Here is a 25855-nt window from a genome sequence, read left to right on the forward strand (position 1 = left end):
ATCTCAGCGGAGGCCGAGACGCGCTTCCTAGCGTCGTGAGACGACGACACGACGCGAAGGACGATCCCGGTGACCGTTGACACACTCCGCCCACCCCGGCCGGCCGTGGGAACCGCACCCCGCCGGGTGCCCGCCCGGCTCGCCCCCGCCCTGCTGCTCGCCGCCACGGCGGTGCTGTACGTCTGGGGGCTGGGCGCCTCCGGCTGGGCCAACTCCTTCTACTCGGCGGCCGTCCAGGCGGGCAGCGCGAGCTGGCAGGCGTTCTTCTTCGGCGCCTCCGACGCGGCGGGCGCCATCACCGTGGACAAGACGCCGGCCGCGTTGTGGCCGATGGCCCTCAGCGTGCGGATCTTCGGGCTGAACTCCTGGAGCATCCTGGTCCCCCAGGCGCTGATGGGGACGGCCGCCGTGGGCGTGCTGTACGCCACCGTCCGCCGCCGCTTCCCCGTCTGGGCGGCGCTGCTGGCGGGCGCGGTCATGGCGCTGACCCCGGTGGCCGTGCTGATGTTCCGGTTCAACAACCCCGACGCGCTGCTGGTGCTGCTGCTCACGCTGGCGGCGTACTGCCTGGTGCGGGCGCAGGAGAAGGCGGAGACCCGCTGGCTGGTCCTCGCCGCGCTCTGCGTCGGCACCGGATTCCTCGCCAAGATGCTCCAGGCGTTCCTCGTGCTGCCGGGCTTCGCGCTCGTCTACCTGGTCGCGGCTCCGGCGAGCCTGCGCCGGCGGCTCGGCCAGCTCGCCCTCGCGGGCCTGGCCGTCCTCGTGTCGGCCGGATGGTGGCCGGCGATCGTCGCGGCGATCCCCGCCGGCTCCCGGCCGTACATCGGAGGGTCGCAGGACGACAGCGTGCTCGAGCTCGCGCTCGGCTACAACGGCCTCGGCCGGCTCAGCGGCGACGAGGCCGGCGGGCTCGGCAACACCAACCAGCAGGCCGGGCTGCTGCGCCTGTTCGACACCGAAGCGGGCGGGCAGATCTCCTGGCTGCTGCCCGCCGCGCTCCTCCTGCTGGTGGCCGGGCTGTGGCTGCTGCGCCGGGCCCCGCGTACCGACCCGGCCCGCGCCGCGCTCGGCGTGTGGGGCGGCTGGCTGCTGGTGACCGGCCTGATCTTCAGCCTGATGCAGGGGATCTTCCACGCGTACTACACGGTCGCGCTGGCCCCGCCCGTCGCCGCGCTCGTGGGCATGGGCGCGGCCCTGCTGTGGGAGCGCAGGCACCGCCCCGCCGCCGTCGTCACGCTCGCGGCGACCGTGGTGGTGACCGCCTGGTGGGCGTCGGTGCTGCTGTCGCGCGCCTCCGGCCGGCTCCCCTGGCTGGCACTGGCGGTCCCGGCCGCCGGCGCGGTCGCCGCCGTGGCGATCCTCGCCCTGCGGCGGGCGCGCGTGCGGCTGTTCGCCACGGCCGCCGTCGCCGGACTCGTGGCCTGCCTTACCGGCCCGGCGGCGTACGCCGTGGAGACGGCGGCCACCCCGCACACGGGCGCCATCCCGTCGGCGGGCCCGAGCGCCTTCGGCGGACCCGGCGGCTTCGGCGCGCGCGGGGCCTTCGGGCGGGGCGGCTTCAACGGCGGTCCGCGCGGCGCGTTCCCCGGACGGCCCGGTCAGGGCGGACACCCCGGCGGGCGCGGCATGGGCGGCCCCGGAGGCGGCGGCCCGGGCGGTGGCGGTCTGCTGAACGCGGCGACGCCCGGCGCCGAGCTCACCGCGCTGCTGTCCGCGGACACGGAGCGCTACACCTGGGTGGCGGCGACCGTCGGCTCCAACAACGCCGCCGGATATCAGCTGGCCACGGAGGAACCCGTCATGGCCGTCGGCGGCTTCAACGGCACCGATCCCGCACCCACGCTGGCGCGGTTCCAGCAGTACGTCGCCGAGGGCCGGATCCACTACTTCATCGGCACGGGCATGGGCATGGGCCGCGGCGGGACGAGCGGCAGTGACGAGGCCACCCGGATCGCCGCGTGGGTGCAGGAGACCTTCGAGCCGCGGACCGTGGACGGCGTCACGGTCTTCGACCTCACCCCCACGACCACTCCGTCAGCGGCCGCCTGACCGTGCTCACCGATCGGCGCGGGCGATGATCTCCAGCAACGCGGTGTGCGTCTCCCGATCGGCCGCCACGACGAGCCCGCCCGCGCCGGTGTGCAACGGCTCGCCGTGGATGCCGGTCACCACGCATCCGGCGGCCTGGCACAGCGCGATCCCGCTCGCGAAGTGCACGCTGTCGCGCAGATGGCCGTCGGTGACGTACGCGGCGCGCCGACCGGCGGCGACCCACGCCACCGCCAGGGTGGTGGAGACGACCCGTGGGCGGAAGCGCTCGGCGAAGCCCGGGTCGGCGAGGAGCCCGGCGGCAAGGAAGGCCGGTGCGTTCGGGAACGGCGGATCGAGGTTGACGTCCACCAGCCGCGACTCGGCCGACGGCGTGAGCCGCTCGTCCACAGCGCCACGGCGGACGTAGGCGTGAGCGCCGTCCGTCCAGAACGCCTCACCGGCGAAGGGATCGGCGCAGGCCGCCGCCGTGACGGCGGAGCCCGCACGCAGCGCGACGTTCACCGCGACGAGCATGGTGCGCGCGGCGTAGTTCAGCGTGCCGCACAGGGGATCGACCAGCCACATGCGCTCCACGCCGTCCCGCCCGGTGCGGCCGCTCTCCTCGCCCGTCACGGCGTCGTCCGGACGAGCCGTGCGGATGACGTCGAGGATGGCCTTCTCCGCCTCGATGTCCGCGGCCGTGGCGAAGTCGTCCGCGGATTTCGCGAAGCGCGTCAGCGACGTCCCGTACATGGCGTGCACGACGGCGGCTCCGGCTTGCGCCGCCGTCAGGGCCAGTTCCTCGTCTGTGATCGACACGAGAACAGGACTATCACGACCCCGGCGGCGCCGGTCGGCACCGCCGGGATGCGCGGGTGCGGCCGCTTTTCGTGCCGCAGCGCTCCCTGCTCGTGCCGCAGCGCTCCCTGCCGCAGCGCTTCCGGCCGTCGCGGGGAGGGCGGGTGGCGGCCCTCTCCCCAAGGCGATCGGTTCTCACTAGGCTGATCCAGAAGTTTCCTCTGTTCAGGTGTTGGAGCCGCTCATGTCCCCCGCCTCGCCGGATGTCGCCCTCGCCCGCCGCCAGTCGCTCGCGGACCTGCTCCGGCGCTCCGCCCGGCGGCACCCCGGCCGTCTCGCCGTGGCGGACGCGGCCCGATCCTGCACGTACGCGGAGCTCGACGAGGACGTGACGCGGGTGGCGGGCGCGCTGATCGCCCGGGGCGTGCGTCCCGGCGACCGTGTGGCGGTGCTGTCGCGCAACAGCGTGGACTACGTGCGGACGATCTTCGGAGTGGCCCGCGCCGGGGCCGTCCTCGTGCCGGTCAACTTCATGCTCGGCGCCGACGAGATCGCCTACGTCCTGTCCCACTCCGGCGCGGTCGCGCTGATCGCGCAGGACGCCCTGCTGCCGGTGGCGCGGGACGCGGCCAAGCAGGCCGACGGGCTGCGGCTGCGCATGGTGTACGGCCCGGCGCCCGAGGAGGGCTGGGAGCCGTTCGACTCCCTGCTCCAGGAGGCCGTGGCCGAGCCGGTCGTGCCGATCGGTCCCGACGACCCCGCGCAGATCCTCTACACCTCGGGCACGGAGTCACGCCCGAAGGGCGCCGTGCTGTCCCACGCGGCGCTGATCGCGCAGTACGCGAGCTGCGTCATCGACGGCGGCATGACCCGCGACGACGTCGAACTGCACGCGATGCCGCTGTTCCACTGCGCCCAGCAGCACTGCTTCCTGGTGCCGGACATCCAGCTCGGCGCCTCCAGCCACATCCTCCCGGGGGCCGACCCGGCCGCGGTGCTGCAGGCGATCGAGCGCCACGGCGTGACCAAGTTCTTCGCCCCGCCCACGGTGTGGATCTCGCTCCTGCGCCACCCGGACTTCGACCGGCGCGACCTGTCCTCGCTGCGCAAGGGCTACTACGGCGCGGCGATCATGCCGGTCGAGGTGCTGCGGGAGATCGGCGAGCGGCTGCCGGACGTGCGCCTGTGGAACTTCTACGGCCAGACCGAGATGGCGCCGGTCGCGGTGATGCTCCAGCCCGAGGACCAGATCCGCAAGGCGGGCTCGGCCGGCCAGGCCGCCCTGAACGTCGAGACCCGGGTCGTGGACGCCGACGGGAACGACGTCCCTCCCGGGGAGATCGGGGAGATCGTGCACCGCAGCCCGCACGCGATCCTCGGCTACCTGGACGACCCCGAGAAGACGGCCGAGGCGTTCCGCGGCGGCTGGTTCCACTCGGGCGACCTCGGGGTGATGGACGAGGAGGGCTATCTCACCGTGGTCGACCGGATCAAGGACATGATCAAGACCGGTGGGGAGAACGTCGCCAGCCGCGAGGTCGAGGAGGTCGTCTACGAGCACCCGGCGGTCGCGGAGGTGGCCGTCGTCGGGGTCCGCCATCCGAGCTGGATCGAGGCCGTCGTCGCGATCGTGGTGACCAAGCCGGGCGTGACCGTCACCGAGGAGGAGCTGCGGACCCATGTCCGGGCGCGGCTCGCCGCGTTCAAGGTGCCCAAGGCCATCGCGTTCGTGGACGCGCTGCCGAAGAACCCGAGCGGCAAGATCCTCAAGCGCGAGCTCCGGGACCGCCACGCCGCCCTCGCCGACCGCATCCCCGGCGTGCGGACTCCGGGACGTCAGGAGGGGTAGCCGTAGCGGCCGTGGAGGCGGACGAAGCGGGCCAGCGTGAGGACCTGGCGCGGTTCCAGGCCGATGACGGAGCGCTCGAACAACACGACCTCCTCCCGGCCGCCGGTGCCGATGGGCTGCACCAGGCGACCGCCGAGCCGCAACTGTTCGACCAGCGGCGCGGGGACCGTGGGAAAGGCCGCCGAGACGATGACGGCGTCGTAAGGGGCGTGCTCGGGCACCCCCTGGCCGCCGTCGCCGACGAGCACCTCCGCGTTGCGGATGCCCTGCCGGGCGAGGTTGCGCCGCGCCCCGCGCACGAGGTCGGGCCACAGTTCGACGCCGACCACGTCGGCGGCCATGCGGGCGAGCAGCGCGGTCTGGTATCCGAGACCGCTGCCGACCTCCAGCACATGCTCCCGGCCGGTGAGTCCCAGCCCTTCGATCATCGTGGCCGACAGCGACGGCTGGGTGGTCACCTGCCCGTGCGCGATGGGGATCGGCACGTCCTCGTACGCCTGGGCGATGTGCTCGGTGGGGACGAAACCGGCTCTCGGGGTCGAGCGCACGGCCTGGAGCAGTCGCTCGTCACGCACGCCCACCGCCCGGACGGCCCGGACGAGGTCTTCGGGACAGGCGGCTGCGGTCACGTCCACCACGCTCGCGTTCAGACGGTGAGCGGCGCCGTCCCCCAGTGCGGCCCGCTCACCTCGGTGATGCCCCCTCAGCCGCGCGGGAACCTCAGCCCGCGTCGGCGGCGAAGGTCACCTCCGCCGTATCGACGGTCCCCGCGCGGCGGCCGGGGGCGCTCTGCCACTGCCAGTAGAGGTTCGTGTGCGCGATCACCTGCTCCGGGGCCGGCGCGCCATAGGCGGTGAGGTCCTCGGTGGTGTGCGCGTCGCCGACCAGCGTCACGTCGTACCCCCGGACGAAGGCCCCGTGGAGGGTCGAGCGGATGCACACGTCGGTCTGGGCGCCCGTGACGACGAGACGGCCCACCCCGCGCTCGGCGAGCAGCGCCTCCAGGTCGGTGTCCTCGAACGAGTCGCCGTACCTCTTGTGGACGAGCGGCTCGGCGTCGCGGCGGACCAGCTCGGGAACGTACTGCCAGTTCTCACTGCCCCGCTGGAGATCGTGGTCGTCGGAGTGCTGCACCCAGATCACCGGCACGTCCTCCGCGCGCGCCTTGCCGACCAGGCTGTCGATGTTCGCGATGACCGTGTCGCGAGCGGGGGCGCCTGCCACCACTCCGTTCTGGACGTCGATGACCAGCAGAGCGGTGTTCGGGCGATCAGCCAGGGTCGTCATGGGGTTCCCGTTCTCGTCGCGGATCCTGTGCCGCCCCACCCTAGAACCGCCCACCGACAAACTTCGGCCCGCGTACGGAGCACCCCCAAATCGGAGTGCTTTCGCCGGCAACCCGGAGCTGCCGCGCGACCTGTTCAACCGCGGCGACCAGGCCAACGGTGAGCAGCGCGTGGCGCTGGCGGGCTCGATCGCCGCGTTCGCGACCGCGCTGGTGGAGCGTCCGCGGCGGGCCGGCCCGTCGACAACCCCGTCAGTGCCGGGATCCGGCCGGCGTGAAGAGCCGGTCGGCGTGACGCTTCCGTCAGCGCAGCAGGCCGACGCCTGCGTAGCCGTCCACGCCGGGAATCCTCGGCAGCTTGGGCTCGTCGGGCTCGGGCCGCCACTCCTCGGGCACGACCAGACCCGGATCCACCAGGTCGAACCCGTCGAAGAACCGCAGCAGTTCGGCGTGGGTGCGCGGGGTGACCGCCCCGGCGGAGGTGTTCTTGTACAGCTCGCGTCCCTCGCGGATCTTCTCCTCGTCGAGGTCGCCGTACGACAGGTGGCTGATGGCCATCGCGCTGCCGGGGGCGAGCCGGTCGCGCAGAGTGGCGACGACGCGCTCGGCGTCCTCGGTGCCGGGGATGAAGTGCAGCACGGCCACCATGAGCAGGCCCACCGGCTTGCCGAAGTCGATGTGCTCGTTGATCCGGGGATCGTCGAGGATGGCCTCGGGCTCGCGCAGGTCGCCGTCCACGACGATCGTCTGGCTGTTGTCGGCCAGCAGGGCCCGGCCGTGGGCGAGCACGATCGGGTCGTTGTCGACGTAGACCACCCGCGAGTTGGGGGCTTCGCCGAGCGCGACCTGGTGGACGTTCTCCTGCGTCGGCAGGCCGGCGCCGATGTCGAGGAACTGGCGGATGCCCTCCCGGGCCATGAGGGTCACGGCCCGGCGGATGAACCGCCTGTTGGTCTGCACGCCCTCACGCGCGTTCGGGGTCAGCTCGATGAGCTTTTCGGCCGCCGCCCGGTCGACGGCGAAGTTGTCCTTGCCGCCGAGGAGGTAGTCGTAGATCCGGGCGACGCTGGGGACCGTCACGTCGATTCCCGGCGGACCCTGCTCCATCTTCATCCGTCCTGCCCCTGATGCGCTCGTACGTTGATCAAAACGTAGCTGATTAATCAGGATTCGGCGCATCAAAGGGGGGATTGACCGGCACGCGCCACGGCGCGGCCGGTCGACCCGGAGCCCCGCGGGCTCCTCAGTCCCCCGCCGGGCGCTCACCCCCCGGCGTGCCGGCGACCAGGATGTCGACCGGGCCCGTCGTGACAGGACCGGTGACGACCGGGTCGGTGATGAAGTCGCGCATCCAGTGGAAGCTGGCCTTGGGTGTGCGCACCTGGGTGTCGTAGTCCACGTGCACCAGGCCGAACCTGGCGGAGTAGCCCCGGGCCCACTCGAAGTTGTCCATCAGCGACCAGCAGAAGTACCCCCGCACGTCCGCGCCCGCCGTCATCGCGTCGCGGGTCGCGGCCAGGTGGTCGCGCAGGTAGTCGATGCGCCCGCTGTCCTCGAGCACGCCGTCGTCGCCGTACCCGTTCTCCGTGATGTAGACGGGCGGCAGGTCCGGATAGCGGGAGGTCAGCCCGACGAGGGTCTCGTACAGCCCCTCGGGCTCCACCACCCAGCCCAGGCCGCTGGTGCGCGCGTCCTCCGGCGTGACGGTGCGCGCGCCCAGGTCGAACGCCGAGCGCCGGGCGGGGTCGGCCTCCTCGTACGGCGCGGCCTCCACGTGCAGGCGGTAGTAGTAGTTCACCCCGAGGAAGTCCACCGGCGTCCCGATGACGTCCAGATCGCCGTCCCGCCGGAAGGAGAAGTCGGTGATCCGGCCGAACGTCTCGGCCATGTCGGCGGCGTAGGCGCCGCCGAAGAGCGGTTCGGTGAACTGCCGGTTGACCAGCAGGTCCATCCGCCGCGCGGCCCGGACGTCCTGCGGCGAGGAGGTCACCGGCACAGTCGGGGACATGTTGAGCGTCACCCCGATCTGCTGACCGGGTTTGGCCATCTCCCGCAGGCGCGCGACGGCCAGGCCGTGGCCGAGCAGCAGGTGGTGGGCCGCGGCCAGGGCGCCGTGCCCCTCCTTGGCGCCCGGCGCGTGCCGGCCCTCGCCGTAGCCGACGATGGCCGAGCAGTACGGCTCGTTCAGCGTGATCCAGTTCGCGACCGAGTCGCCGAGGGCGTCGTACATCACCTCGGCGTAGTCGGCGAACCGCTCGGCGGTGTCGCGGACCCGCCAGCCCCCGCGGTCCTCCAGCGCCTGCGGCAGGTCCCAGTGGTAGAGGGTCACGTACGGCTCGATGTCGCCCTCGCGCAGGGCGTCCACGAGCCGCCGGTAGAAGTCGAGCCCGCGCCGGTTCACCGGTCCGCGGCCGTCGGGCAGCACCCGCGGCCAGGCCACAGAGAATCGGTAGGCCCCCGCCCCCAGATCTTTCATGAGATCGACATCCTCTTGCCAGCGGTGATAGTGATCGCAGGCGGACTCACCCGACTCACCCCGTGCCACCGTGCCGGGCACCCGGCAGAAGGTGTCCCATATGGAGGGCCCCCGGCCGTCGGTGTCGACGGCCCCCTCGATTTGGTACGCCGCGGTGGCCGTGCCCCACACGAAGCCGGCGGGAAAGGTCCGCCGCATGGCGAGGCGTTCGTCGGTCGCCGTCATTCCCTGTTCGCTCCAGGTTCCGTGCCCGCTCTGGTGACCAGCCCGGACACGGCGAGCGGCCGTGCGGGCGATGGAACCGTTCCCCCGAAGGCCGCGGGACCCGCCGAGCCGTACGGCGGGCACATACGCGGGCAGACGGAGTTCCGCAGCGGACACCTGAACTCCCTCATAGGAGAAAGGGAAGCGGCTGCGAGACACGACAGCGGCCGAGCCCGTGGCAACGAGAAAGCGCCGGCCGATGCCCGCCATCACACATAAGGGGAGGGGAAGTTGTCAAGTCACGAAAACGTGACGGAAGGAAATTCCGATTACTGGTTGACGGGCTTACCCGCAGTTGCCTATTTTGGGGAAACCGGTTGCATGAAACCGGTTACAGCGAGATGCGATAGCGTTTGGTCCGTGGCAACGATCAGAGAGCTGGCGCGCCTGTGCGGCGTGTCTCCGGCGACCGTCTCCCGCGTGTTCAACAACCCCGAGGTGGTGAACGCGAAGACCAGGGAGCAGGTCCTGCGGACGGCCCGCCAAATCGGCTACCTGCCCAACGAGTCCGCCCGCACCCTGGCCACCAAGAAGTCCTTCATGGTCGGCCTGGTGTGGGATACCGACCACCGCCGGCCCGGCTGGCGGCACCCGTTCTTCCAGGAAATCCTCATCGGCCTGAAGACGGCGCTCAGCGGGCGCGGATATCACCTCCTCATGCTCGCCACCAGCGGGGACACGAGCGGGGGGAGGACGGAAGACGCCTACGTGCGCGCCGTGCGCAGGCACAACCTCGACGGCGTCGTGATGATAGACAGCGGCACCTGGGATCCCTCACTGCAGCGGCTGTCCGAATCGGGCGTCCCCTGCGTCAGCCTCGACCGCCCCGTCGAGGGTTCCCGCGCCACGTACGTGACCTCGGACAACGCGGGCGGCGCCCGCCTCGCCGTACGGCACCTGCACGAGCGGGGACGGCGAGCCATCGCCACGATCACCGGCCCGGCGCACACGCGTCCGGGCGCCGAGCGCCTGCGGGGCTACCAGGACGAGATGTCCCGGCTGGGGCTGCCGCGCCGGCCCGAGTTCGTAGTCGAGGGCGACTTCTACCTGTCGGGCGGCCACGCCGCGATGCGCCGCCTGCTGGAGGCGGACGAGCGGCCCGACGCCGTGTTCGTCGCGGGCGACGAGATGGCCGTCGGCGCGCTGCGCGCGATCGGCGAGGCCGGTCTGAAGGTGCCCGAGGACATCGCCCTGGTCGGGTTCGACGACATCGAGGTGGCCGCGCTCGTGCCGCCGGGCCTGACGACCGTCGCGCAGGACAAGGCCGGGTTCGGCACCGCCGCCGCGGAGGCGGTCGTCTCCATGATCAACGGTGCGGACGCCCCGCCGCCCCGGATCCTGCCGACGACACTCGTCGTGCGCGGCTCCAGCACGCTCCCGCTCTGAGCCTCTCCGCCCGCCTGGGGCCGGACATCCGTGCCCGGCCCGGGCCGCGCCGGGCACGGACGGGTGCTCCCGCTCGAGGTTTCGCCCTCTCTGAGCGTTCTGGATCGTTGTGCTCCCGGAGGCGCTTATCGTGATGAGGCACTCATCACCCTTGACCCTCCGGGGGACTTCTGTGTCCGAGCAGTCCTGGCCTGTCCGCATCCGTGCCGAGTTCGCGCAGCGCGTGCTGGACCTGCGGCATCAGCATCCCGGGATCCTCGCCTCGCTGGACCAGCACATGACCGCCGTCAAGCACGCCATCGCGGAGCTGGGCGAGCTGGTCGGGACGGCCTCCCTGCTCGCCTATCTGATCGGCTACTGGGACGGCGCGCGGGAGAAGGGCTGGCGGGCGCCGGGACCGGACCAGCCGCTCGACTTCGCCACCCTCCGCATGACCGCGGTCTGCCTGATGCTCGACACCGCGGCCGAACCCGCCTGACTCCCCACCGCTTCCGGCACAGCGGCGGGGCGCCCCTCCCCATGAGGGACGCCCCGCGCGACTGACGGGCTCACCGTCGCGGCGACGGCGGCTCCTCCGGGGGATTCGGCCGGGAGGAGGTGGGTCGCGTCACCTCACCCGGCGCGTCCTGCGGCATCGGGGCGCCCGGGGTTCCGGGGGCACTCGGAGGGACCGCGCCCGCCGGGGGGATGGGAGTCGTCGGCGCGCCCGGAGCGACGGGCGGGGTGCTCTCGGGGTGCGCGGGCCGGCTCACCGGTGCGTCCCCTGCGCCCTGCGCGCCCGGGATGTTCCCGCCCACGTTCTGCGGCCGCACGGCGCCTTCCAACTGCACGCTCTCCGACCGCACGCTCTCCGGCTGCGCGATGTTCCCCGGCTGCGCGATGTTCCCCGGCTGCGCGGTGCCCTGCGGCTGCGCGATGTTCTCCCGGGACGCGGTGCTCTGCGGGTACGCGGTGGAGGCGGGCTGGGCGAAGGCCCCCACCCGCTGCCGCGGCTGCTCGGCCCGCGGCATGGCGGCGGTCTCCATCGCGTCGGCGCGGCCCCGGCTGTAGGCCGCGGCCTGGGCGCGGATGGTCTCGGTCTCGGCCTCCGCCCGGTTCAGCCAGTGCTCCCAGCGCTGCTGCATCGGCCGGACCAGGCCGCCGCCGACACCGACGATGAGGATGCCGGCCATGGTGGCCAGGATCGCGATCAGCACGGGCGTCGTGACCGTGGTCGCGACCTCGATCTGGTTGAGCGCGGCGATGACGCCGAGGCCGATGATGAACACCGACGCGATCGTGGCCAGCGCCCGGCCGTACGACAGGGAGCCCAGAGCGGCGGTGACGATGTCCTTGACGGCCCTGGCGATGGCGGTGGCGACCACGATGATGACGATCGCCACGGCGGCCTTGGGCAGCCACGCCACCACTCCGGCGAGCAGGTCGCTGACGGGGTTGGGCCCGAAGACGGAGAAGGCGATCTGCAGTGTGATCAGCAGGATCGCGTAGTAGACGAGTTTCGCGAGCAGGCCGGACGCGTCGTACTTGCTGCGCGCCAGCGTCCGTCCCACGGCCCCGCGTTCGACCCACCGGTCGAACCCGACGCGTTCGAGTACGGCGTCCACAACCTTCCGCAGTGCCTTGGCGACCAGCCAGCCCACCGCGAGGACGACGACGAATGCGAGGAATTTGGGGACGAACGTGGCGACCGACGACCAGGCGTCGGCCACTCCTCTTCCCCAGTCGACCGGAGCGGCCATGGGTCCTCCTGTTGAGAGCTTCCACGACGTACGGGGCCCACGGCTACCCGATGATCGGCGTCTCATACCCGGTCCGTGTCCGGCTCGGTACGCAAAGCGTCCCGTATGCTGTACGGTACAGCGTACGACAGAAAGGGGCGTATTTCGTGTACGAGCCGAGCGACGAGGAACTGAAGAGCGTCGAGGACTGGTTCGCCCAGTACGACACGCTCGCCGAGCAGGGGGCGATCGAGCGGCTGGCCGACCTCGCGGTCTTCCCGATGAACCTGGCCACCGACGTGCCGGGCGGCTACGCGGCCGTACGGCAGTGGACGCGCGAGGAGTACGTCGAGGCGATGCGGGAGGCCATGGGCGGCGGAACGGCGGGGCTCGACCTGGAGTCGGTGCGAACGCCACACTTCCTCAGCCCCAACCTCGTGTTCGTGGAGACCACGGCGACGATGACGATCGAGGGCCGCCGAGAGAGCATGCACTACGGCGACCTGCTGGTGCGCACCGAGGACGGGTGGGCGTTCCAGACGATGGCACAGGGCGGCTGGGGCCACGGCTGGCCACCCGCCCGGCGCGGCTGACCGGCTCCGCGACCGCTGTCGCGACCTCGGCGAGAAGGACTCCGCCCCGGCGAGACCGTTGACGTTGCCCGGCGCGACCTGGCATCGCACCGGCTTCCGGCTCGACCTGCCCGAGGGCCAGGACGTGTCCGCCGGCCCGCGCTTCGGCGGCGGCATCCCGGCGGCCGCCCGGGTGGTGGTCTACCTCAACGCCCTCGCCGTGACCGCCGCCGAGCGCGTCTCCGGCGGCCCCGGCCCGATCGGCCTGTTCGCCTACGGGAACGTCCGCGGCGGGGTGCCCGTCTCCGACGTCCCGGCGCCGTCGTACCCGCTCGCCCGCTGAGCGCCACACCGCCGTGAGGGGGGCGATGTGGCGCACTCCGGAGAGTTGTATAGGCTTCCTATGTAAATTCGGTTCCCGTCCGGAGGAACACCTGTGTCCGTCACCCCGAGCGCCGATCCCCCCGAGGAGTCCCACGCGGTCGCGGCCGTCCTGGACGACCTCGCGGTGCTCGCCGTACGGCGGCTGTCCGCGCAGAGCGACCTGAGCCTCACGGCCGCGACGACCCTGTCGTACCTGGACCGCAACGGCCCGGAGCGGCTGAGCGTCCTGGCCGCGCGGCAGGCCGTCACCCAGCCGTCGATGACCCAGCTCGTGCAGCGACTGGAGCGCGAAGGTCTGGTATGCCGGGCGGTCGACGACCTCGACGGCCGCGCGGTGCGGGTCAGCGTCACCGACGCCGGCCGGGCGCTGCTGGCCGAGCGGCGCCGGCGGCGCAGAGAGCGGCTCACCGAGATGCTCGGCACGCTGTCCCCCGGCGAGCTGCGTGAGCTGACGCGGGTCGCCGGCGAGTTCCTCCCCCTGCTCCGGCGCCTGCTCCAGGGCACGGCGGACGAGTAGGGATCAGGGCGCTCCCCCTCGCTTATTCCCAGGAGGTCCGGTGAGCTCTGCTCATGCCCCTGTCTCCAACCCCTTCAAGCAGCCGAAGGCGGTCTGGGCCGTCGCCTTCGCCTGCGTGATCTCCTTCATGGGGATCGGGCTGGTGGACCCGATCCTGCCCGCCCTCAGCACGAAGCTGCACGCCACGCCCAGCCAGGTGTCGCTGCTGTTCACGAGCTACCTGGTCGTCACCGCCGTGGCGATGCTGGTCACCGGGTGGGTCTCCAGCCGGATCGGCGCCAAGCGCACCCTCATCGTGGGCCTCGCCCTGATCGTGGTGTTCGCCGCCCTCGCCGGGACGTCCGGCAGCATCGGCGGCATCGTCGGCTTCCGCGCCGGCTGGGGCCTCGGCAACGCCCTGTTCATCGCCACCTCGCTCGCCGTCATCGTCGCGTCGAGCAGCGGCGGCTTCGCCGGAGCGATCATCCTCTACGAGACCGCGCTCGGCGTCGGCATCGCGGTCGGCCCCCTGCTGGGCGGCGTGCTCGGCGGCATCAGCTGGCGCGGGCCGTTCTACGGCGTCGCGGTCCTGATGGCGATCGCGCTGATCGCCACCGTCACCCTGGTGCGGCCCACGCCCACGCCGGTGAAGAAGACCGGCATCGCGGCGCCGATCAAGGCCCTGCGTCACCGCGGCCTGCTCATCCTGGGCCTGACCGCGCTCTGCTACAACTGGGGCTTCTTCACCGTGCTGGGCTACGCGCCCTACCCGATGGAGCTCAATGAGCACCAGCTCGGCCTCGTGTTCACCGGCTGGGGAATCCTCGTCGCGATCTTCTCGGTCTTCGGCGCCCCGCGACTGCAGGCCCGCTTCGGCATCGCCCGCACGCTGTACGCCAACCTCGTGCTGTTCAGCCTCGACATCCTGGTGATCGCGCTGTTCACCGACAACCGGGTCGCCGTGATCTGTGGCGTGATCGTGGCCGGCGTCTTCATCGGCGTCAACAACACGGTCACGACCCAGGCGGTCATGACCATCTCGCCCGTGGAGCGGCCCATCGCCTCCGCGTCGTACGGTTTCATCCGCTTCATCGGCGGCGGCCTCGCGCCCTTCGTCGCGGGCAAGCTCGCCGAGCACTTCGACAGCCGGCACGCCCCGTTCTACATGGGGGCCGCGGCGGTGCTCCTCGGCGCGGTCGTCCTCACCACCGCGCACCGGCAGCTCGGCGAGGCCGAGCGCGCCCAGGCGGCCGAGGCGGCCGCCGCCGACCCGGCCGCCGCGCGGCGGGAGGAACTGGAGGAGGAGGCCCTGGCCGAGGACCTCGGCTCGGCCACCTGATCGACGCGCCGCCGGGGGCCGTGGCGCGGCGGCCCCCGGCGCGGCCCGTGCGACTTGCCCGAGCTTTTGCTGTAGGTGCGGGAATGATTTGGCCTGCCCGGGTGTGGTTACTCATGTATCGGCTGGTCGTGGCCTTCAGAGGTGAGGGGATGCGGCCGACCGCGACCACGGGAGTACCGAATGGGCCCCGAAGTCCCCTCCGCTTCTCCTCCCGCGCATGAACCACCCGCAGCGCGGGCGTGGGCGGGGATGACGCGGATCATCGCGTGCGGCGAGATCGACATAAGCACGTCCGGGCAACTGTACAGGGACGTCCTCGATGTCCTGCGGCGGCAGCGGCCGAGCCGCATCGAGGTCGACCTCGCGGGGGTCACCTTTCTCGACGCGTCCGGCGTACGTGCGTTGCTCATGAGCCGGACCGCCGCGGCCGAGGCGGGATGCCGCCTCACGCTGATCAAGCCGAGCCGCATGGCCCGGAGGATCCTGGAGATCGTCGGCCTGCTCGAGACCTTCGATCTGGCCGCACTCCCGCCGCCCTTGCCATGTCCGCGGCGACCCCACGACTGATCCCGCGCCGCCCGGTCAACGGTCTCCACGGGTGCGCAGCTCCCCGGTGTCCACCAGATACTCGGCGACGTCGACCAGTTTGGTGTTGGTCTGCTGGCTGGCGCGTACGAGCAGCGAGAACGCCTGGTCCGCGGTCAGCTTGTGGCGCTCCATGAGTACGCCCTTCGCCTGACCGATGAGATCGCGGACGGCGAGCGCGTGCCTCATCTGCTCCTGTTGCCGCGCTCCCGACATCGCCACCGCCGCGTGGGCCGCGAACAGCAGGCCGACATGCTCGGACTCGTCGTCGAAGGCGTTCCTCTCTCGCGAGTACAGGTTGAGGGCGCCCAGGTTGCCCTTGTGGACGTACAGCTGGAAGGAGAGCATGCTCTTCACGCCGAGATCGAGGGCGCGCCGGCTGAACTCCGGCCATCGCTCCTCCTGCGTCATGTCCGACAGCCGCACCGTCCTGTGCTTGTAGGTGGCGTCGAGGCACGGTCCCTCGCCGGTCTCGTACTGCGCCTTGTCCACCTGCCGCACCACGTCGCCGGTCGCGGCCTGGGTCTCGACCTCGCGGCGGCGGATGACGACCATCAGCCCCGCGTCCTGCGCGCCGGGGACCGTGTCGACGGCCGCGCCGACGATGGCGTCCAGCGTCTCCTGGGCGGTGTCCTCGTCCTGCAGTGTCCGCGCGAGATCGCTCAGCTTGACCGCGAGCTCGTCATCAGCGGCGTGTCCGGTGTACGCCGCCGACGGCCGGCCCCGTCCGTTGCCTCCACTCGCATCCCTGACCGCCACGCGCCTCACCACCTCTCGGCTGCGCACGGCTCCGAGTGGCTCGGTCTGGCCATGCCCGCACCATGACGCCGTCATGCTGAGCGGAGGCCCCCGCGGCAGCGGAATTTCCGAGCAACCTCGGGATCGACCACGCGAGGGCCGGGTCAGATCCGCGTAAGCAGGTCCGGGGTGAGCGCGGCGACCCCGGCGCAGCCGGACAGGGCCAGGGTGAGATCGGTCTCCGCCAGCACGCAGCGGATCACGTGCTCCACCCCCGCCTGGCCGTCCAGACCCAGTCCGTACGCGTACGGACGGCCGAGCAGCACGGTCCTCGCACCGAGCGCGAGCGCCTTGACGACGTCGTCCCCGGTGCGGATACCGCCGTCGAACAGCACGGTCAGCCGGTCGGCCACGGCGTCGGCGACGGCCGGCAGGGCGTCGGCCGCCCCGATCGAGCCGTTGACCTGGCGTCCGCCGTGGTTGGAGACGACGACGCCGTCCATCCCGGCGTCGGCGGCCAGTCTGGCGTCATCGGGGTGCAGGACGCCCTTCAGCACGATCGGGCCGTCCCAGTGCTCGCGCAGCAGCGCGAGGTCCGGCCACGTCTTGCCCGGGTCGCCGAACATCCCCACGAAGTGCAGGACGGCGGCGTTCGGGTCCTCGTGCACGGGCCGGGCGAGCCCGGCCTGGAACGCCGGGTCGGTGAAGTAGTTCGCGGTGCCGACGCCGCGCAGGAACGGCAGGTAGGCCTGGTCGAGGTCGCGGGGCCGCCAGGCCAGCAGCGGCGTGTCGAGGGTGACGACGAGCACGGTGAATCCCGCCGCCTTGGCCCGGGCGAGGAAGCTGAGGGTGACCTCGCGATCCTTGCCCCAGTAGAGCTGGAACCACCGCTCGCCGTCCCCCATGGCCGCCGCGACGTCCTCCATCGGCGTGCTGGAGGCCGACGACAGGATGAAGGGTACGCCCCTCGCGGCGGCCGCGCGGGCGGCGGCCCGCTCGGCCTCCGGATGCATGATCGACAGCACGCCGATCGGCGCCAGCGCCAGCGGCGCGGGCAGCCGCCTGCCCAGCACGGTCACCGACAGGTCGCGTTCACGCACGTCGCGCAGCATCCTCGGCACGATTCGCCAGCGGTCGAGCGCCTCGCGGTTGGCGCGCTCGGTGCGCCCGCTGCCCGCGCTGCCGGCGACGTAGCCGACCGGACCCGGCCCGAGCCGCCCCTCGGCCATCTCCTCGAGCCGGGTCAGGTCGGTCGGCAGCCGGGGCACGGCCCCGGTCATGCCGTTGAGATAGATCTCGTACTGGAAGTCCGCCCAGCTCATCGCGCTCGCCCTCGCTCCGCTTCCATCCGGCCGTGCCCCGGCGGCTTCCGGCGAACACATTATCGGGAACCGATCAGCGGGCCCCGCGCGCCAGGTGGGGGTTTGCGGCGCGAGACGTGAGGCGTTCCCCGTTGCGGTGGGCGATGTCGGCCTTCTGCTCGTCGCTGAAGGGGGCGTTCTCCAGGAAGGAACGGGCGACGCCGGCGCTGGTGTCCACGAAGGGGAAGCCGCCGGGGCGATCGTTATCACCGATACACATCACCGCGTCCACTGAGCGGGAGCAGCACCGCGGTCCCCGGCCGGGTCAGGCCTCCGGCCGGGGACGGCGATCAGCGGGGGCCGGGGGCGCGGCGGAAGGCGAAGGGCTGGCTCTCGCGGCCCGGCACCACGAACCAGCACTCGCCGGTGCCCTCGCTCGCCAGCAGCGAGAAGAACGCGTCGACGACCGTCTCGACGTCGAGGATCGGGAACTTCAGCTCGTCCAGCAGCGCCTTGGCCTCGGCGTCGAGGATCGCCGTGTCCGCGAACGACGGGCACAGCCCCTGCACCCGGACGCCGAGGGGCTCCAGCTGCGGGCCGAGCGAGCGGACGAGCCCGACGACCGCGTGCTTGTTGGCCGCGTAGACGGGATCGGAGGGGATGCCCACGATCCCCGCCATGCTCGCGGTGGCCACGATCACGCCCCCGGCCCGCATCGCAGGCAGCGCGGCGTGCACGCCGAAGACGACACCGTCGAGGTTGACCCCCATCGCGCGCCGGTAGCGGGCGAGGTCGAAGTCCTCGCCGAGCCCGAATCCCGAGGCGACGCCCGCGTTGAGGAAGGCGAGGTCGAGCCGCCCGTGCCGCTCGATCGCGAGCGCGACCGCCGCCTGGTTGTCCTCCAGCCGCGACACGTCGGTCCGCACGAACGCGGCGCCGATCTCCTCGGCGGTGCGCGCGCCGGCCTCGGCGTCGACGTCGGCCAGCACGACCTGCGCGCCGTACGCGGCCAGGCGGCGGGCGACACCCGCGCCGATGCCGCCCGCGCCCCCGGTGACGAGCGCGACCTTGCCATAGATGTCGTCGGTGTTCACACCGGCAGCCCTCCCGTTGCGGCCCTGGTCGAGCCGGTGGCCCGATACGCCTCGATGGTGCGTTCGGCGATACGCATCTGGTGGATCTCGTCGGCGCCGTCCGCGAACCGCGCCCATCGCGCGTGCTGGAACATGTGCGCCAGCGGAGTGTCGGTCGAATAGCCGAGCGCCCCGTGGACCTGGATGGCCCGGTCGACGATCCGGTTGAGGCTGTTCGCCACGAAGTGCTTGGCCATCGAGACCTCGGTGCGGAAGTCCTCACCCTTGTCGATCTTCGAGGCGGCGTGCAGGACCATGAGCTTGCACTGGTAGAGCTCCATGGCCGAGTCGGCGATCATCCACTGCACGCCCTGCTTGTCGGCGAGCAGCGATCCGTGGCTGAACCTGTCCAGCGCCCTGCCCACCATCATGTCCAGGGCCGTCTCCGCCTGCGATATCCATCGCATGCAGTGCGCCAGCCTGGCCGGGCCGAGGCGGTACTGGCCCAGCCGGTGGCCGTTGCCCCGCCCGCCGAGCACGGCGGAGTCCGGCAGGCGCAGGTCGGTGATGACGATCTCGCTGTGGCCGGTCGAGCCGTGCATGGTCTCGATCTCGCGTACGTCGTTCCAGCCGTCGGCGGGCAGGTCCACGAGGAAGGCCGTGTTGGCGCCCCGTGCGCCCTCCGGCAGGTCGAACTCGGTCTTGGCGATCAGGATGGCGAAGCTCGCCCTGCGGGCGTTGGAGATGAACCACTTGTGCCCGTTGATCACCCACTCGTCGCCGTCCTTCACGGCGCTCGTACGGATGAGGGTCGGGTCGGAGCCCGCCACCTCGGGCTCGGTCATCGCGAAGCAGGACATCTTCACGCCGTCGAGCAGCGGCCGCAGGTAGCGCTCCTTCTGCTCGTCGGTGCCCCAGTGCAGCAGCGTGTGCATGTTGCCCTCGTCGGGGGCCGCGCAGTTGAGCACCCACGGACCGAGCCTGGTCTTGGCCGCCTCGGCCTGCACCATGGCCAGCTCGACGTGGCCGAGGCCCATGCCGCCCCACTCCTTGGGCATGTGCGGCAGCCAGAGCCCCTCCCGCTTGGCCCTGCGGCGCAGGTCGAAGATCGTGCGCAGGTACTCCTCGCGGGTGAGGACCTTCTCCTCGGAGTCCTCGAACGGCTTCACCGCCGGGATCACCGTCTCCTGAATGAACGTCCGAACCCGCGCGCGTATCTCCTCGTGCTCGGGAGCGAGCGTGAAGTCGATGGCCATGGCCCTCCCTCGGGCACGATAATGCGACTGATACGTCAAATAATGCGATCGACTGAAATACCGTATCCTTCAGCCGTACGAGCGACAAGGGAGGCGCGATGCCGGCGGAGACCACGGTCCGGAGGCTCGTGGACGCCGCGGAACGCCTGTTCGCCGAGCGCGGCATCGACGCGGTGTCGCTGCGCGAGATCAACGCCGCCGCCGGGCAGCGCAACTCCACCGCGCTGCAGTACCACTTCGGCGACCGCGCCGGGCTGCTGAAGGCGGTGCTCGCCAAGCACCGGCCGGAGATCGAGGCACGACGCCACCAGCTTCTGGACGAGTACGAGGCACGCGGCCCACTGCCCCAGGCCGACGCCCTGCGTTCGCTCGCCGCCGCGCTCGTCCGCCCGGCCGCCGCCAAGCTGGCCGACCCCGACGGCGGGCGGGACTACCTGCGCGTCATGGAGCAGCTGGTCCATCGCGTGCCGCCCAGCCTCCCCGAGGACGGCGGCGGCAGCATCGACCGCTGGCGTGAACTGGTCGCCCCCCTGCTCCCCGAGGCCGCCGTACGCCTGCACCAGCGCTTCATGGCGATCCGCATGACGTACGTCGAGCTGGCCCGCCGGGCGAGCGGCCCCCCGGCCCGGGACGACCGCCTGTTCACCAGCCATCTGATCGACGTGGTCTCGGCGGTCCTCGCGAGTCAGGTCTCCGACGAGACCGCCCGCCTCCTCGCCGAACGCGAGCAGCGCCCCTGAGACCGCCGCAAGAGCCCGAGATCGGACACCCTCTCGGCAGTTTCACCAAACCGCTTGACGATGTGTCACGTCGCGACATGTAATAGTCACGGTCGGTGACAAGGGGTCCAGGGGACCTCTTCCCGGGCGACCGGGATAGCCGACCTCATTCATGTCGACCCCATGGTGTGAGCAATGATCGCACATTCGGTTTGACGTGACTCTCGAACCACTTGCACGGCCGATTCTCGAGGTGCCGCTGTACGGCCCATAGGCTGTAGTCGGCGACTTGTATCCCCCAAGTGCTCTGCGCGTCCCAAACGCAGAGAACTATCTCCCGGTCGGCATCAAACTGACCACACACATCTCGCAGGGCCTCTCGGGCGTTCATAACCTTGCGACTCGTCGTCAAACTTGCGGCGATTACGTACAACGTGTCCCCCGGTCCACTCACCTGAGAGACGATTTGCCTGAAATGAGAAAACCAGGCAAGCTTGTACAGCCACTGCTGACGCTCCCGGACAGAGGGATGCGCGTTCCCCTTGTACAGGAATGTCGCGTCAATCCGCGGACGCTGGTCCTTTATGACGTCGAAGACCTCGTCTCGCGTGGACTGTGAGTCATCCTTGGCATGCCGCCCCTTCGGCAGGCTGACGCCGCGCCGCTCCAAATCACAGCGAAGCCTTAGCCCCTGCCAAATGCGTTCCCCGTGCTCCCCTCGAAACACCGCAGTGCCACATCCGAAGTACCGACTCACTCCGGATATACCTGGCACTCCCATATCTCCGGTTTCGTCGGCGTACATGTAGATCTCCGCCAATAGCCCACTCACTTTCAGCGATAGCGGAAATCTTTCCTATCACCTGGATCAGGATTGACCCGTGCAATAGGAAGCAGGCCGGCACCCGCCTTTCATTTTCGAGCCAGGGTGGCGTGCGCGCCGGGGTCACGGTGGCGCGGAAGGCGACCTGCCTTCTCTGCTCTACCACGTCCGCGCGGAGCGCCCCGGCTGCTAGCGTGATCATGCCCATATCCACAAATAAGGGGTGATCGATGATCCGCCGGAAGCCTACGAAGATCACTCGCTGGGTCGCGGGCGGCATGACCTTCGCCACCGCCACCGCCCTCACTCTGGTGTCCGCCGGGCCGGCGCAGGCCTATCCCAAGGGCTCGTGCGGGCAGTCGTACCACAAGGTGGCCAGCTATCAGCTGACGCAAGGGGCCAAGGACGGGAAGTCGTACGGCACCGTCACGCTGTACCAGAGCCCCACCGCGCACGCGAAATGCGCCATCACCCGGGTGGCGCCCTCCCTCATCGGCAAGACGAGCTACATGTACGTCGAGCTCTTCGTGGACAAGAACCGGAACAAGAAGTACGACGCCCCGGACAAGGCGGCCGCCAGCGGCAGCGAGAAGTACAAGTGGTTCGCGGGCCCGGTGCACATCTACGGCGTCGACCACCGGTGCGTCCAGTTCACCGGGGCGGTCAGGACCGGCTCCAAGCCGCTCGTCCGCGGGGGCACCCCTGCGGGCAAGTGGATGTACTGCGGCTAGCCCCTCAACGCAGGGCACGGGTGAGGGCGGCGACGCGCTCGGCCCGGGCCCTGCGGCTGAGTGCCGCACCGGGCACGACGGTGTCGAAGCCGTGGAAGGCCCCCGGCCAGAGATGGAACTCGACCGACACCCCGGCCCTGGTCAGCCGCAGCGCGTAGTCGGCGCACTCGTCGCGGAAGACCTCCAGCTCGCCCACGTCCACGTACGCCGGAGGGAGGCCGGACAGGTCGGCGGCCCGCGCGGGGGCGGCGTAGACCGGCACGTCCTCGCCTCCGGCGGCGTCGCCGAGCAGGGCCGCCCAGCCGAACCGGTTGGAGCCGCGGTTCCACGTCACGGCGTCCTCGAAGGAGCGACCGGAGGTGGTGATCTCACGGTCGTCGAGCATCGGGCACAGCAGGAGCTGGAAGACGAGCGCGGGCCCGCCGCGGTCGCGGGCGAGCAGCGCGGTCCCCGCGGCGAGCCCGCCGCCGGCGCTCACTCCGCCCACCGCCAGCCGGCCCGCGTCGACGCCGAGATCGCCCGCGTGGGCGGCGGTCCAGGCGAGACCGGCGTAACAGTCCTCCACGGGCGCGGGATGAGGGTGCTCGGGCGCGAGCCGGTAGTCCACCGACACCACTACGCAGCCGACGCGACGCACGTATGACCCGGCACGGGCGTCGTCCGCCTCGGGGCTGCCGAGCACCATGCCGCCGCCGTGGATCCAGTACACCCCCGGCAGCGGGCCGTCCTGGGCGGCCGGCCGGTAGACGCGCAGCCGCAGGTCGCCGCCGGGGCCGGGGACGACCACGTCCTCCACGCGGACTCCCTCGCCCACCGGCTGCGCCGCAACGGCCAGGGCGGCGGCCCGCCGGGCCCGCAGCGCCAGGAGGTCCTCGTACGTCGCGCCCGAGAGGTTCGCGGTCGCGGGCGGCTCCCGCTCGACGGCCGCCCTCAACTCGGGGTCGAGGTGGGGGTGCATCCTCAGCCTTTCAGTCCCGTGTGAGCCAGCCCCTCGATGAACTGCCGCTGCGCCACGACGAACACGACCAGCACCGGGATCGCCGTCATCGAGGCCGCGGCGAGCTGCACGTTCCACATCGGGCCGCCGTACGCGTCGACGAACTGCGTGAGCACCTGCGGCAACGTGAACTTCTCCGGGGACGACAGGTACACGATCGGTTCGAGGTAGAGGTTCCAGGAATGGAGGAAGGTGAAGACGGCCACCGCGCCGAGGGCGGGCCGGGCCAGCGGCAACGCCACCCGGGCGAACGTGCCGAACCGCCCGAGACCGTCCACCCGGGCCGCCTCCTCCAGTTCACCCGGCAGGCTGATGAAGAACTGCCGCATGATGAACGTGGCCAGCACGCTCGGCGCACCGAAGATCGGCACCAGGATCAGGGGCCAGTGGGTGTCGGTCAGCCCCCACCCGTTGAACATCTGGAACAGCGGCACGATCGTGACCTCGCTCGGGATGAGCAGGCCGAGCAGCACGACGAAGAACAGCACGTTCTGCCCGGGGAAGCGGATGCGCGCGAAGGCGTATCCGGCCAGCGCCGCGACCGCCATCGTGCCGGCGGTCACCACCAGCGCGATGGAGAGGCTGTTCCAGTACTGCTGCGCGAACGGCTGGAGCTGGAACACCTGCCGGTAGGCCGAGACGTCCCACCGGCCGGGCAGCAGCGACGGCGGGAACGCGAAGATGTCGCTCACCGGCTTGAACGACGAGGTGACCATCCACCACGTGGGGAAGACGAACGGCACGCAGAGCACGCACAGCAGCCCGTACACCGCGGTCTTGGCCCTACGACTCATTGAAGACCCACTTCCGGCGCATCCGCCACTGCACGAGGGTGAGGGCCGCGACGATCGCGAACAGCACGACCGACAGGGTCGCGCCGTACCCGAAGTGGTGGAACTGGAACGCCTGCTGGTACAGGTAGTAGACGAGCACGGTGGTCGACATGCCGGGGCCGCCCTGGGTGAGCACCGCGATCTGGGCGAACACCTGGAGCGACCCGACCACCGTGATGATCGACGTGAGCAGGATCGTGGGGCTGATCAGCGGGATCGTGATCCGCCGGAACCTGGTCCACGCGCCCGCGCCGTCGAGCTGGGCGGCCTCGTAGAGCTGCTTGGGCACGCCCTGCAGGGCGGCCAGGAACAGCACCATGTTGAGGCCCACGTTCTTCAGCACCTGCACGACGATCACCGAGACCATCGCGGTGGCCTCACCGCGCAGCCAGTTCGGCCCGGTGACGCCGAACGCGCCGAGCACGCCGTTGATCCCGCCGTTCGACTGGAGCAGGAACTGCCAGACGATCGTCCAGGCGACCAGCGACACCACGACCGGCGAGAAGAACAGCGCCCGGAAGAACGTGGTGCCGCGCAGCCGCTGGTTGAGCAGCACCGCCAGCAGCAGGGCCAGGCTGAGGTTGAGCGCCACCAGGCCCACGGAGAACAGCGCGGTCGCCCACAGCACCGAGCGCAGGTTGGCGTCGCCGAGGAGCTTGGCGTAGTTGTCGCCGCCGGTGAACTGGAAGGTGCCGGCCAGCACGTTCCACTCGTGCAGGCTGTACCACCCGACGAGCGCCAGCGGCAGCAGCACGAACAGCACGCTTCCTGCGAGCTGGGGGGCGATGAACAGGTAGCCCGCGAGCACGTCCCGGCGGCGGGTGTTCCAGAAGGGGGCCCCGCGGGTGACGGTCCGCGCCGCCACCCGCGAGTCGATCTCCGTCACCGCCACGTCACGCGCCCAGCATCGGCTGGATCTTCGCGCAGACGCCGTCCAGCACGGTCTTGACGTCGGCGCCGGGCTGCCACAGCGGGTCGAGCGCCGCCCGGACGGTCTGCGCCAGCTCCGCCTGGCCCGCGTGGTTGGGCTTGACCACGCCCTTGGCGATGCCGTCGATCACCACGCGCTGCAACTGCTCGGGCTTGAGCAGCGGGTTGCTCTTGGCCAGCGTCTCGGAGGTGAGCTGGGCGGCCCGCGGCGGCGGGAAGTACGCCGCGAGCTTGGCGGAGTTGGCCGGGTCGGTGAAGAAGGCGAGGAAGTCGGCCGCGAGATCGGCGTGCGGGGAGTTCTTCAGCACGCCGATGCCGGCCTGCCCGAACACGGCGTACTCCCCCTTGGGCCCGGCAGGCAGCGGCACCAGGTCCCACCTGAACTTCGCGTCCTGCAGCAGCGACGCCCGGGAGATCTGGGTGATCGTCATGGCGGCCTCGCCGGCGAAGAAGTCCACGCTGGTCCCGGGACCGGGCAGGGCCTTGTCAGTGAAGATCGCCTTGTGCAGGGCCGTCATCGCCTCGACCATCTCGGGGCTGTTGAACTGGCAGGTCCTGCCGTCGTCGCTCCACGCCCTGGCGCCCCAGCCACCCCAGAACGAGGCCAGGTTGTCCCAGTTCTTGTAGTCGAAGTCGCGGATGATCAGACCCGCCTTGCCCTCCTTCTTCGCCACGGCGGCGTTCATGGCCAGGGCCTCGTCCCAGGTCCACTTCCCGGCCTTGATCAGTTCCTCGGGGGTCTTCTGCCCGGCCGCCTTGAGCAGGTCCTCGTTGACGAACACGCCGAAGGGCGAGGTCGAGAACGGATAGGCGTACAACTCGCCGTCCTTCTCCCACAGCTTCGTCGCCGCGGGCGTCAGGTCGGCCAGGTCGTAGCCCTGCGCCTTGCCGAGCACGCCCTTCAGCGGCACGAGCGCCCCGGAGGAGACGAAGTCGGGCGCCGAGCCCTCCAGGATCCAGGCGAGGTCGGGGGCCTTTCCACCGGCGATCTGGGTGGTGAGCGTGGTGGTGTAGCTCTCGAACGGGATGGGGTCGAACTTGATCTCTCCGACGTCCGGGTGCGACTTCCGGTACTCGGCCGCGATCTCGTTGAACAGCTTCAGGTGGGCCTCGTTGGAGGTCCAGATCGTCATGCGGAGCGGCTGCGGGCCGCTCGCCGCCGGTGCGGCGGCGTTCCCGCCGCCGCACGCCGTCGCGAGCAGCGCGGCCGTCGCGAGGGCCGCCAGCCTCCCGAGTGGTTTCATCGTCCGGTCTCCTTACCGTGCGTCCCC

At 71.2% G+C, this 25855-nt stretch carries 27 protein-coding genes; 11 read left to right on the forward strand and 16 right to left on the reverse strand.

The features are described 5' to 3' along the window. The first annotated feature begins 69 nt into the window (after positions 1 to 69). On the forward strand, positions 70 to 2049 hold the full coding sequence (locus FLW16_RS03770; protein ID WP_260614849.1) for a glycosyltransferase family 39 protein: 1980 nt from the start codon (positions 70 to 72) through the stop codon (positions 2047 to 2049). Between the two features lie 6 nt (positions 2050 to 2055). On the opposite strand, the gene FLW16_RS03775 is transcribed toward FLW16_RS03770, so the two are convergent. Then, the gene (locus FLW16_RS03775; RefSeq protein WP_142557639.1) at positions 2056 to 2850 is read right to left on the reverse strand and encodes an inositol monophosphatase family protein; all 795 of its coding nucleotides are present in this window, start codon (positions 2848 to 2850) and stop codon (positions 2056 to 2058) included. A gap of 223 nt (positions 2851 to 3073) precedes the next feature. On the opposite strand from FLW16_RS03775, the gene FLW16_RS03780 reads away from it, so the two are divergent. Further along, positions 3074 to 4678, forward strand: coding sequence for an acyl-CoA synthetase (locus FLW16_RS03780; protein ID WP_142557641.1), 1605 nt, complete (start codon positions 3074 to 3076; stop codon positions 4676 to 4678). On the opposite strand, the gene FLW16_RS03785 is transcribed toward FLW16_RS03780, so the two are convergent. The 4 genes from FLW16_RS03785 to FLW16_RS03800 form a co-directional block, all read right to left on the reverse strand. Continuing rightward, positions 4666 to 5307 (reverse strand): protein-L-isoaspartate O-methyltransferase, encoded by a 642-nt coding sequence (locus FLW16_RS03785; protein WP_142557643.1) that lies wholly within the window; start codon positions 5305 to 5307, stop codon positions 4666 to 4668. The two genes, FLW16_RS03780 and FLW16_RS03785, sit on opposite strands and share 13 nt — an antisense overlap. 91 nt (positions 5308 to 5398) lie before the next feature. Then, a complete protein-coding gene (locus FLW16_RS03790; protein ID WP_142557645.1) occupies positions 5399 to 5965 on the reverse strand; it encodes a cysteine hydrolase family protein in 567 nt (188 codons plus the stop codon). 301 nt (positions 5966 to 6266) lie between these two features. Then, positions 6267 to 7076 carry an SAM-dependent methyltransferase gene (locus FLW16_RS03795; protein WP_312847115.1) on the reverse strand — a complete coding sequence of 270 codons (810 nt, stop codon included), beginning with the start codon at positions 7074 to 7076 and terminating at the stop codon, positions 6267 to 6269. A gap of 130 nt (positions 7077 to 7206) precedes the next feature. Next, complete coding sequence (locus FLW16_RS03800) at positions 7207 to 8664, reverse strand: GH1 family beta-glucosidase (RefSeq protein ID WP_221890880.1); 1458 nt, start codon at positions 8662 to 8664, stop codon at positions 7207 to 7209. A gap of 399 nt (positions 8665 to 9063) precedes the next feature. Between FLW16_RS03800 and FLW16_RS03805 the strand changes: the two genes are divergently transcribed. Both FLW16_RS03805 and FLW16_RS03810 read left to right on the forward strand, forming a co-directional pair. Then, positions 9064 to 10089 carry a LacI family DNA-binding transcriptional regulator gene (locus tag FLW16_RS03805; RefSeq protein WP_221890881.1) on the forward strand — a complete coding sequence of 342 codons (1026 nt, stop codon included), beginning with the start codon at positions 9064 to 9066 and terminating at the stop codon, positions 10087 to 10089. A 172-nt stretch (positions 10090 to 10261) separates the two neighbouring features. Then, positions 10262 to 10567 carry a DUF6401 family natural product biosynthesis protein gene (locus FLW16_RS03810; protein WP_142557649.1) on the forward strand — a complete coding sequence of 102 codons (306 nt, stop codon included), beginning with the start codon at positions 10262 to 10264 and terminating at the stop codon, positions 10565 to 10567. A 70-nt stretch (positions 10568 to 10637) separates the two neighbouring features. Here the strand turns inward: FLW16_RS03810 and FLW16_RS44365 are convergent, their stop codons facing one another. Then, positions 10638 to 11828 carry a mechanosensitive ion channel family protein gene (locus tag FLW16_RS44365; RefSeq protein WP_221890882.1) on the reverse strand — a complete coding sequence of 397 codons (1191 nt, stop codon included), beginning with the start codon at positions 11826 to 11828 and terminating at the stop codon, positions 10638 to 10640. Between the two features lie 146 nt (positions 11829 to 11974). Here FLW16_RS44365 and FLW16_RS03820 point away from each other — a divergent pair, with 146 nt between their 5' ends. The 5 genes from FLW16_RS03820 (at position 11975) to FLW16_RS03840 (ending at position 15165) form a co-directional block, all read left to right on the forward strand. Further along, positions 11975 to 12400, forward strand: a complete 426-nt coding sequence (locus tag FLW16_RS03820) for a nuclear transport factor 2 family protein (RefSeq protein WP_142557651.1) — start codon at positions 11975 to 11977, stop codon at positions 12398 to 12400. A 58-nt stretch (positions 12401 to 12458) separates the two neighbouring features. Beyond that, on the forward strand, positions 12459 to 12722 hold the full coding sequence (locus tag FLW16_RS03825; RefSeq protein WP_142557653.1) for a hypothetical protein: 264 nt from the start codon (positions 12459 to 12461) through the stop codon (positions 12720 to 12722). Between the two features lie 93 nt (positions 12723 to 12815). Further along, positions 12816 to 13280, forward strand: a complete 465-nt coding sequence (locus FLW16_RS03830; RefSeq protein ID WP_142557655.1) for a MarR family winged helix-turn-helix transcriptional regulator — start codon at positions 12816 to 12818, stop codon at positions 13278 to 13280. 40 nt (positions 13281 to 13320) lie between these two features. Beyond that, entirely contained in the window at positions 13321 to 14598 is a 1278-nt protein-coding gene (locus FLW16_RS03835) for an MFS transporter (protein WP_142557657.1), read from the forward strand. Between the two features lie 249 nt (positions 14599 to 14847). Then, positions 14848 to 15165, forward strand: coding sequence for an STAS domain-containing protein (locus FLW16_RS03840; protein ID WP_185949235.1), 318 nt, complete (start codon positions 14848 to 14850; stop codon positions 15163 to 15165). A 15-nt stretch (positions 15166 to 15180) separates the two neighbouring features. On the opposite strand, the gene FLW16_RS03845 is transcribed toward FLW16_RS03840, so the two are convergent. From FLW16_RS03845 to FLW16_RS03865, 5 genes are all read right to left on the reverse strand, one after another. Next, complete coding sequence (locus tag FLW16_RS03845) at positions 15181 to 15942, reverse strand: GAF and ANTAR domain-containing protein (protein ID WP_221890883.1); 762 nt, start codon at positions 15940 to 15942, stop codon at positions 15181 to 15183. Positions 15943 to 16085: 143 nt separating this feature from the next. Continuing rightward, complete coding sequence (locus FLW16_RS03850) at positions 16086 to 17243, reverse strand: lactate 2-monooxygenase (protein ID WP_142557663.1); 1158 nt, start codon at positions 17241 to 17243, stop codon at positions 16086 to 16088. Between the two features lie 73 nt (positions 17244 to 17316). Further along, positions 17317 to 17502 carry a hypothetical protein gene (locus FLW16_RS03855; RefSeq protein ID WP_142557665.1) on the reverse strand — a complete coding sequence of 62 codons (186 nt, stop codon included), beginning with the start codon at positions 17500 to 17502 and terminating at the stop codon, positions 17317 to 17319. Between the two features lie 70 nt (positions 17503 to 17572). Then, a complete protein-coding gene (locus FLW16_RS03860) occupies positions 17573 to 18316 on the reverse strand; it encodes an SDR family NAD(P)-dependent oxidoreductase (RefSeq protein WP_185949265.1) in 744 nt (247 codons plus the stop codon). Further along, the gene (locus FLW16_RS03865; protein WP_142557669.1) at positions 18313 to 19551 is read right to left on the reverse strand and encodes an acyl-CoA dehydrogenase family protein; all 1239 of its coding nucleotides are present in this window, start codon (positions 19549 to 19551) and stop codon (positions 18313 to 18315) included. Before FLW16_RS03865 ends, FLW16_RS03860 begins: the two co-directional genes overlap by 4 nt. A 98-nt stretch (positions 19552 to 19649) precedes the next feature. Here FLW16_RS03865 and FLW16_RS03870 point away from each other — a divergent pair, with 98 nt between their 5' ends. Then, on the forward strand, positions 19650 to 20291 hold the full coding sequence (locus tag FLW16_RS03870; protein ID WP_142557670.1) for a helix-turn-helix domain-containing protein: 642 nt from the start codon (positions 19650 to 19652) through the stop codon (positions 20289 to 20291). Between the two features lie 145 nt (positions 20292 to 20436). Here FLW16_RS03870 and FLW16_RS46120 read toward each other — a convergent pair whose 3' ends face one another. Beyond that, on the reverse strand, positions 20437 to 21075 hold the full coding sequence (locus tag FLW16_RS46120; protein ID WP_142557672.1) for a DUF3800 domain-containing protein: 639 nt from the start codon (positions 21073 to 21075) through the stop codon (positions 20437 to 20439). A gap of 248 nt (positions 21076 to 21323) precedes the next feature. Between FLW16_RS46120 and FLW16_RS03880 the strand changes: the two genes are divergently transcribed. Next, positions 21324 to 21824, forward strand: coding sequence for a hypothetical protein (locus FLW16_RS03880; protein WP_142557674.1), 501 nt, complete (start codon positions 21324 to 21326; stop codon positions 21822 to 21824). Positions 21825 to 21828: 4 nt separating this feature from the next. On the opposite strand, the gene FLW16_RS03885 is transcribed toward FLW16_RS03880, so the two are convergent. From FLW16_RS03885 to FLW16_RS03900, 4 genes are read right to left on the reverse strand one after another with little or no spacing between them, the layout of a single operon-like run. Continuing rightward, positions 21829 to 22782 (reverse strand): alpha/beta hydrolase, encoded by a 954-nt coding sequence (locus tag FLW16_RS03885; RefSeq protein WP_221890884.1) that lies wholly within the window; start codon positions 22780 to 22782, stop codon positions 21829 to 21831. 2 nt (positions 22783 to 22784) lie between these two features. Further along, positions 22785 to 23615 carry a carbohydrate ABC transporter permease gene (locus FLW16_RS03890; protein WP_142557676.1) on the reverse strand — a complete coding sequence of 277 codons (831 nt, stop codon included), beginning with the start codon at positions 23613 to 23615 and terminating at the stop codon, positions 22785 to 22787. After that, complete coding sequence (locus FLW16_RS03895; RefSeq protein WP_221890885.1) at positions 23605 to 24540, reverse strand: carbohydrate ABC transporter permease; 936 nt, start codon at positions 24538 to 24540, stop codon at positions 23605 to 23607. Before FLW16_RS03895 ends, FLW16_RS03890 begins: the two co-directional genes overlap by 11 nt. Positions 24541 to 24547: 7 nt before the next feature. Further along, the gene (locus FLW16_RS03900) at positions 24548 to 25828 is read right to left on the reverse strand and encodes a sugar ABC transporter substrate-binding protein (RefSeq protein WP_142557678.1); all 1281 of its coding nucleotides are present in this window, start codon (positions 25826 to 25828) and stop codon (positions 24548 to 24550) included. Positions 25829 to 25855: the final 27 nt, after the last annotated feature.

Origin of the sequence: Microbispora sp. KK1-11 (assembly GCF_006874435.1) — a bacterium.
GTDB classification, from domain to species: Bacteria; Actinomycetota; Actinomycetes; order Streptosporangiales; family Streptosporangiaceae; genus Microbispora; species Microbispora catharanthi.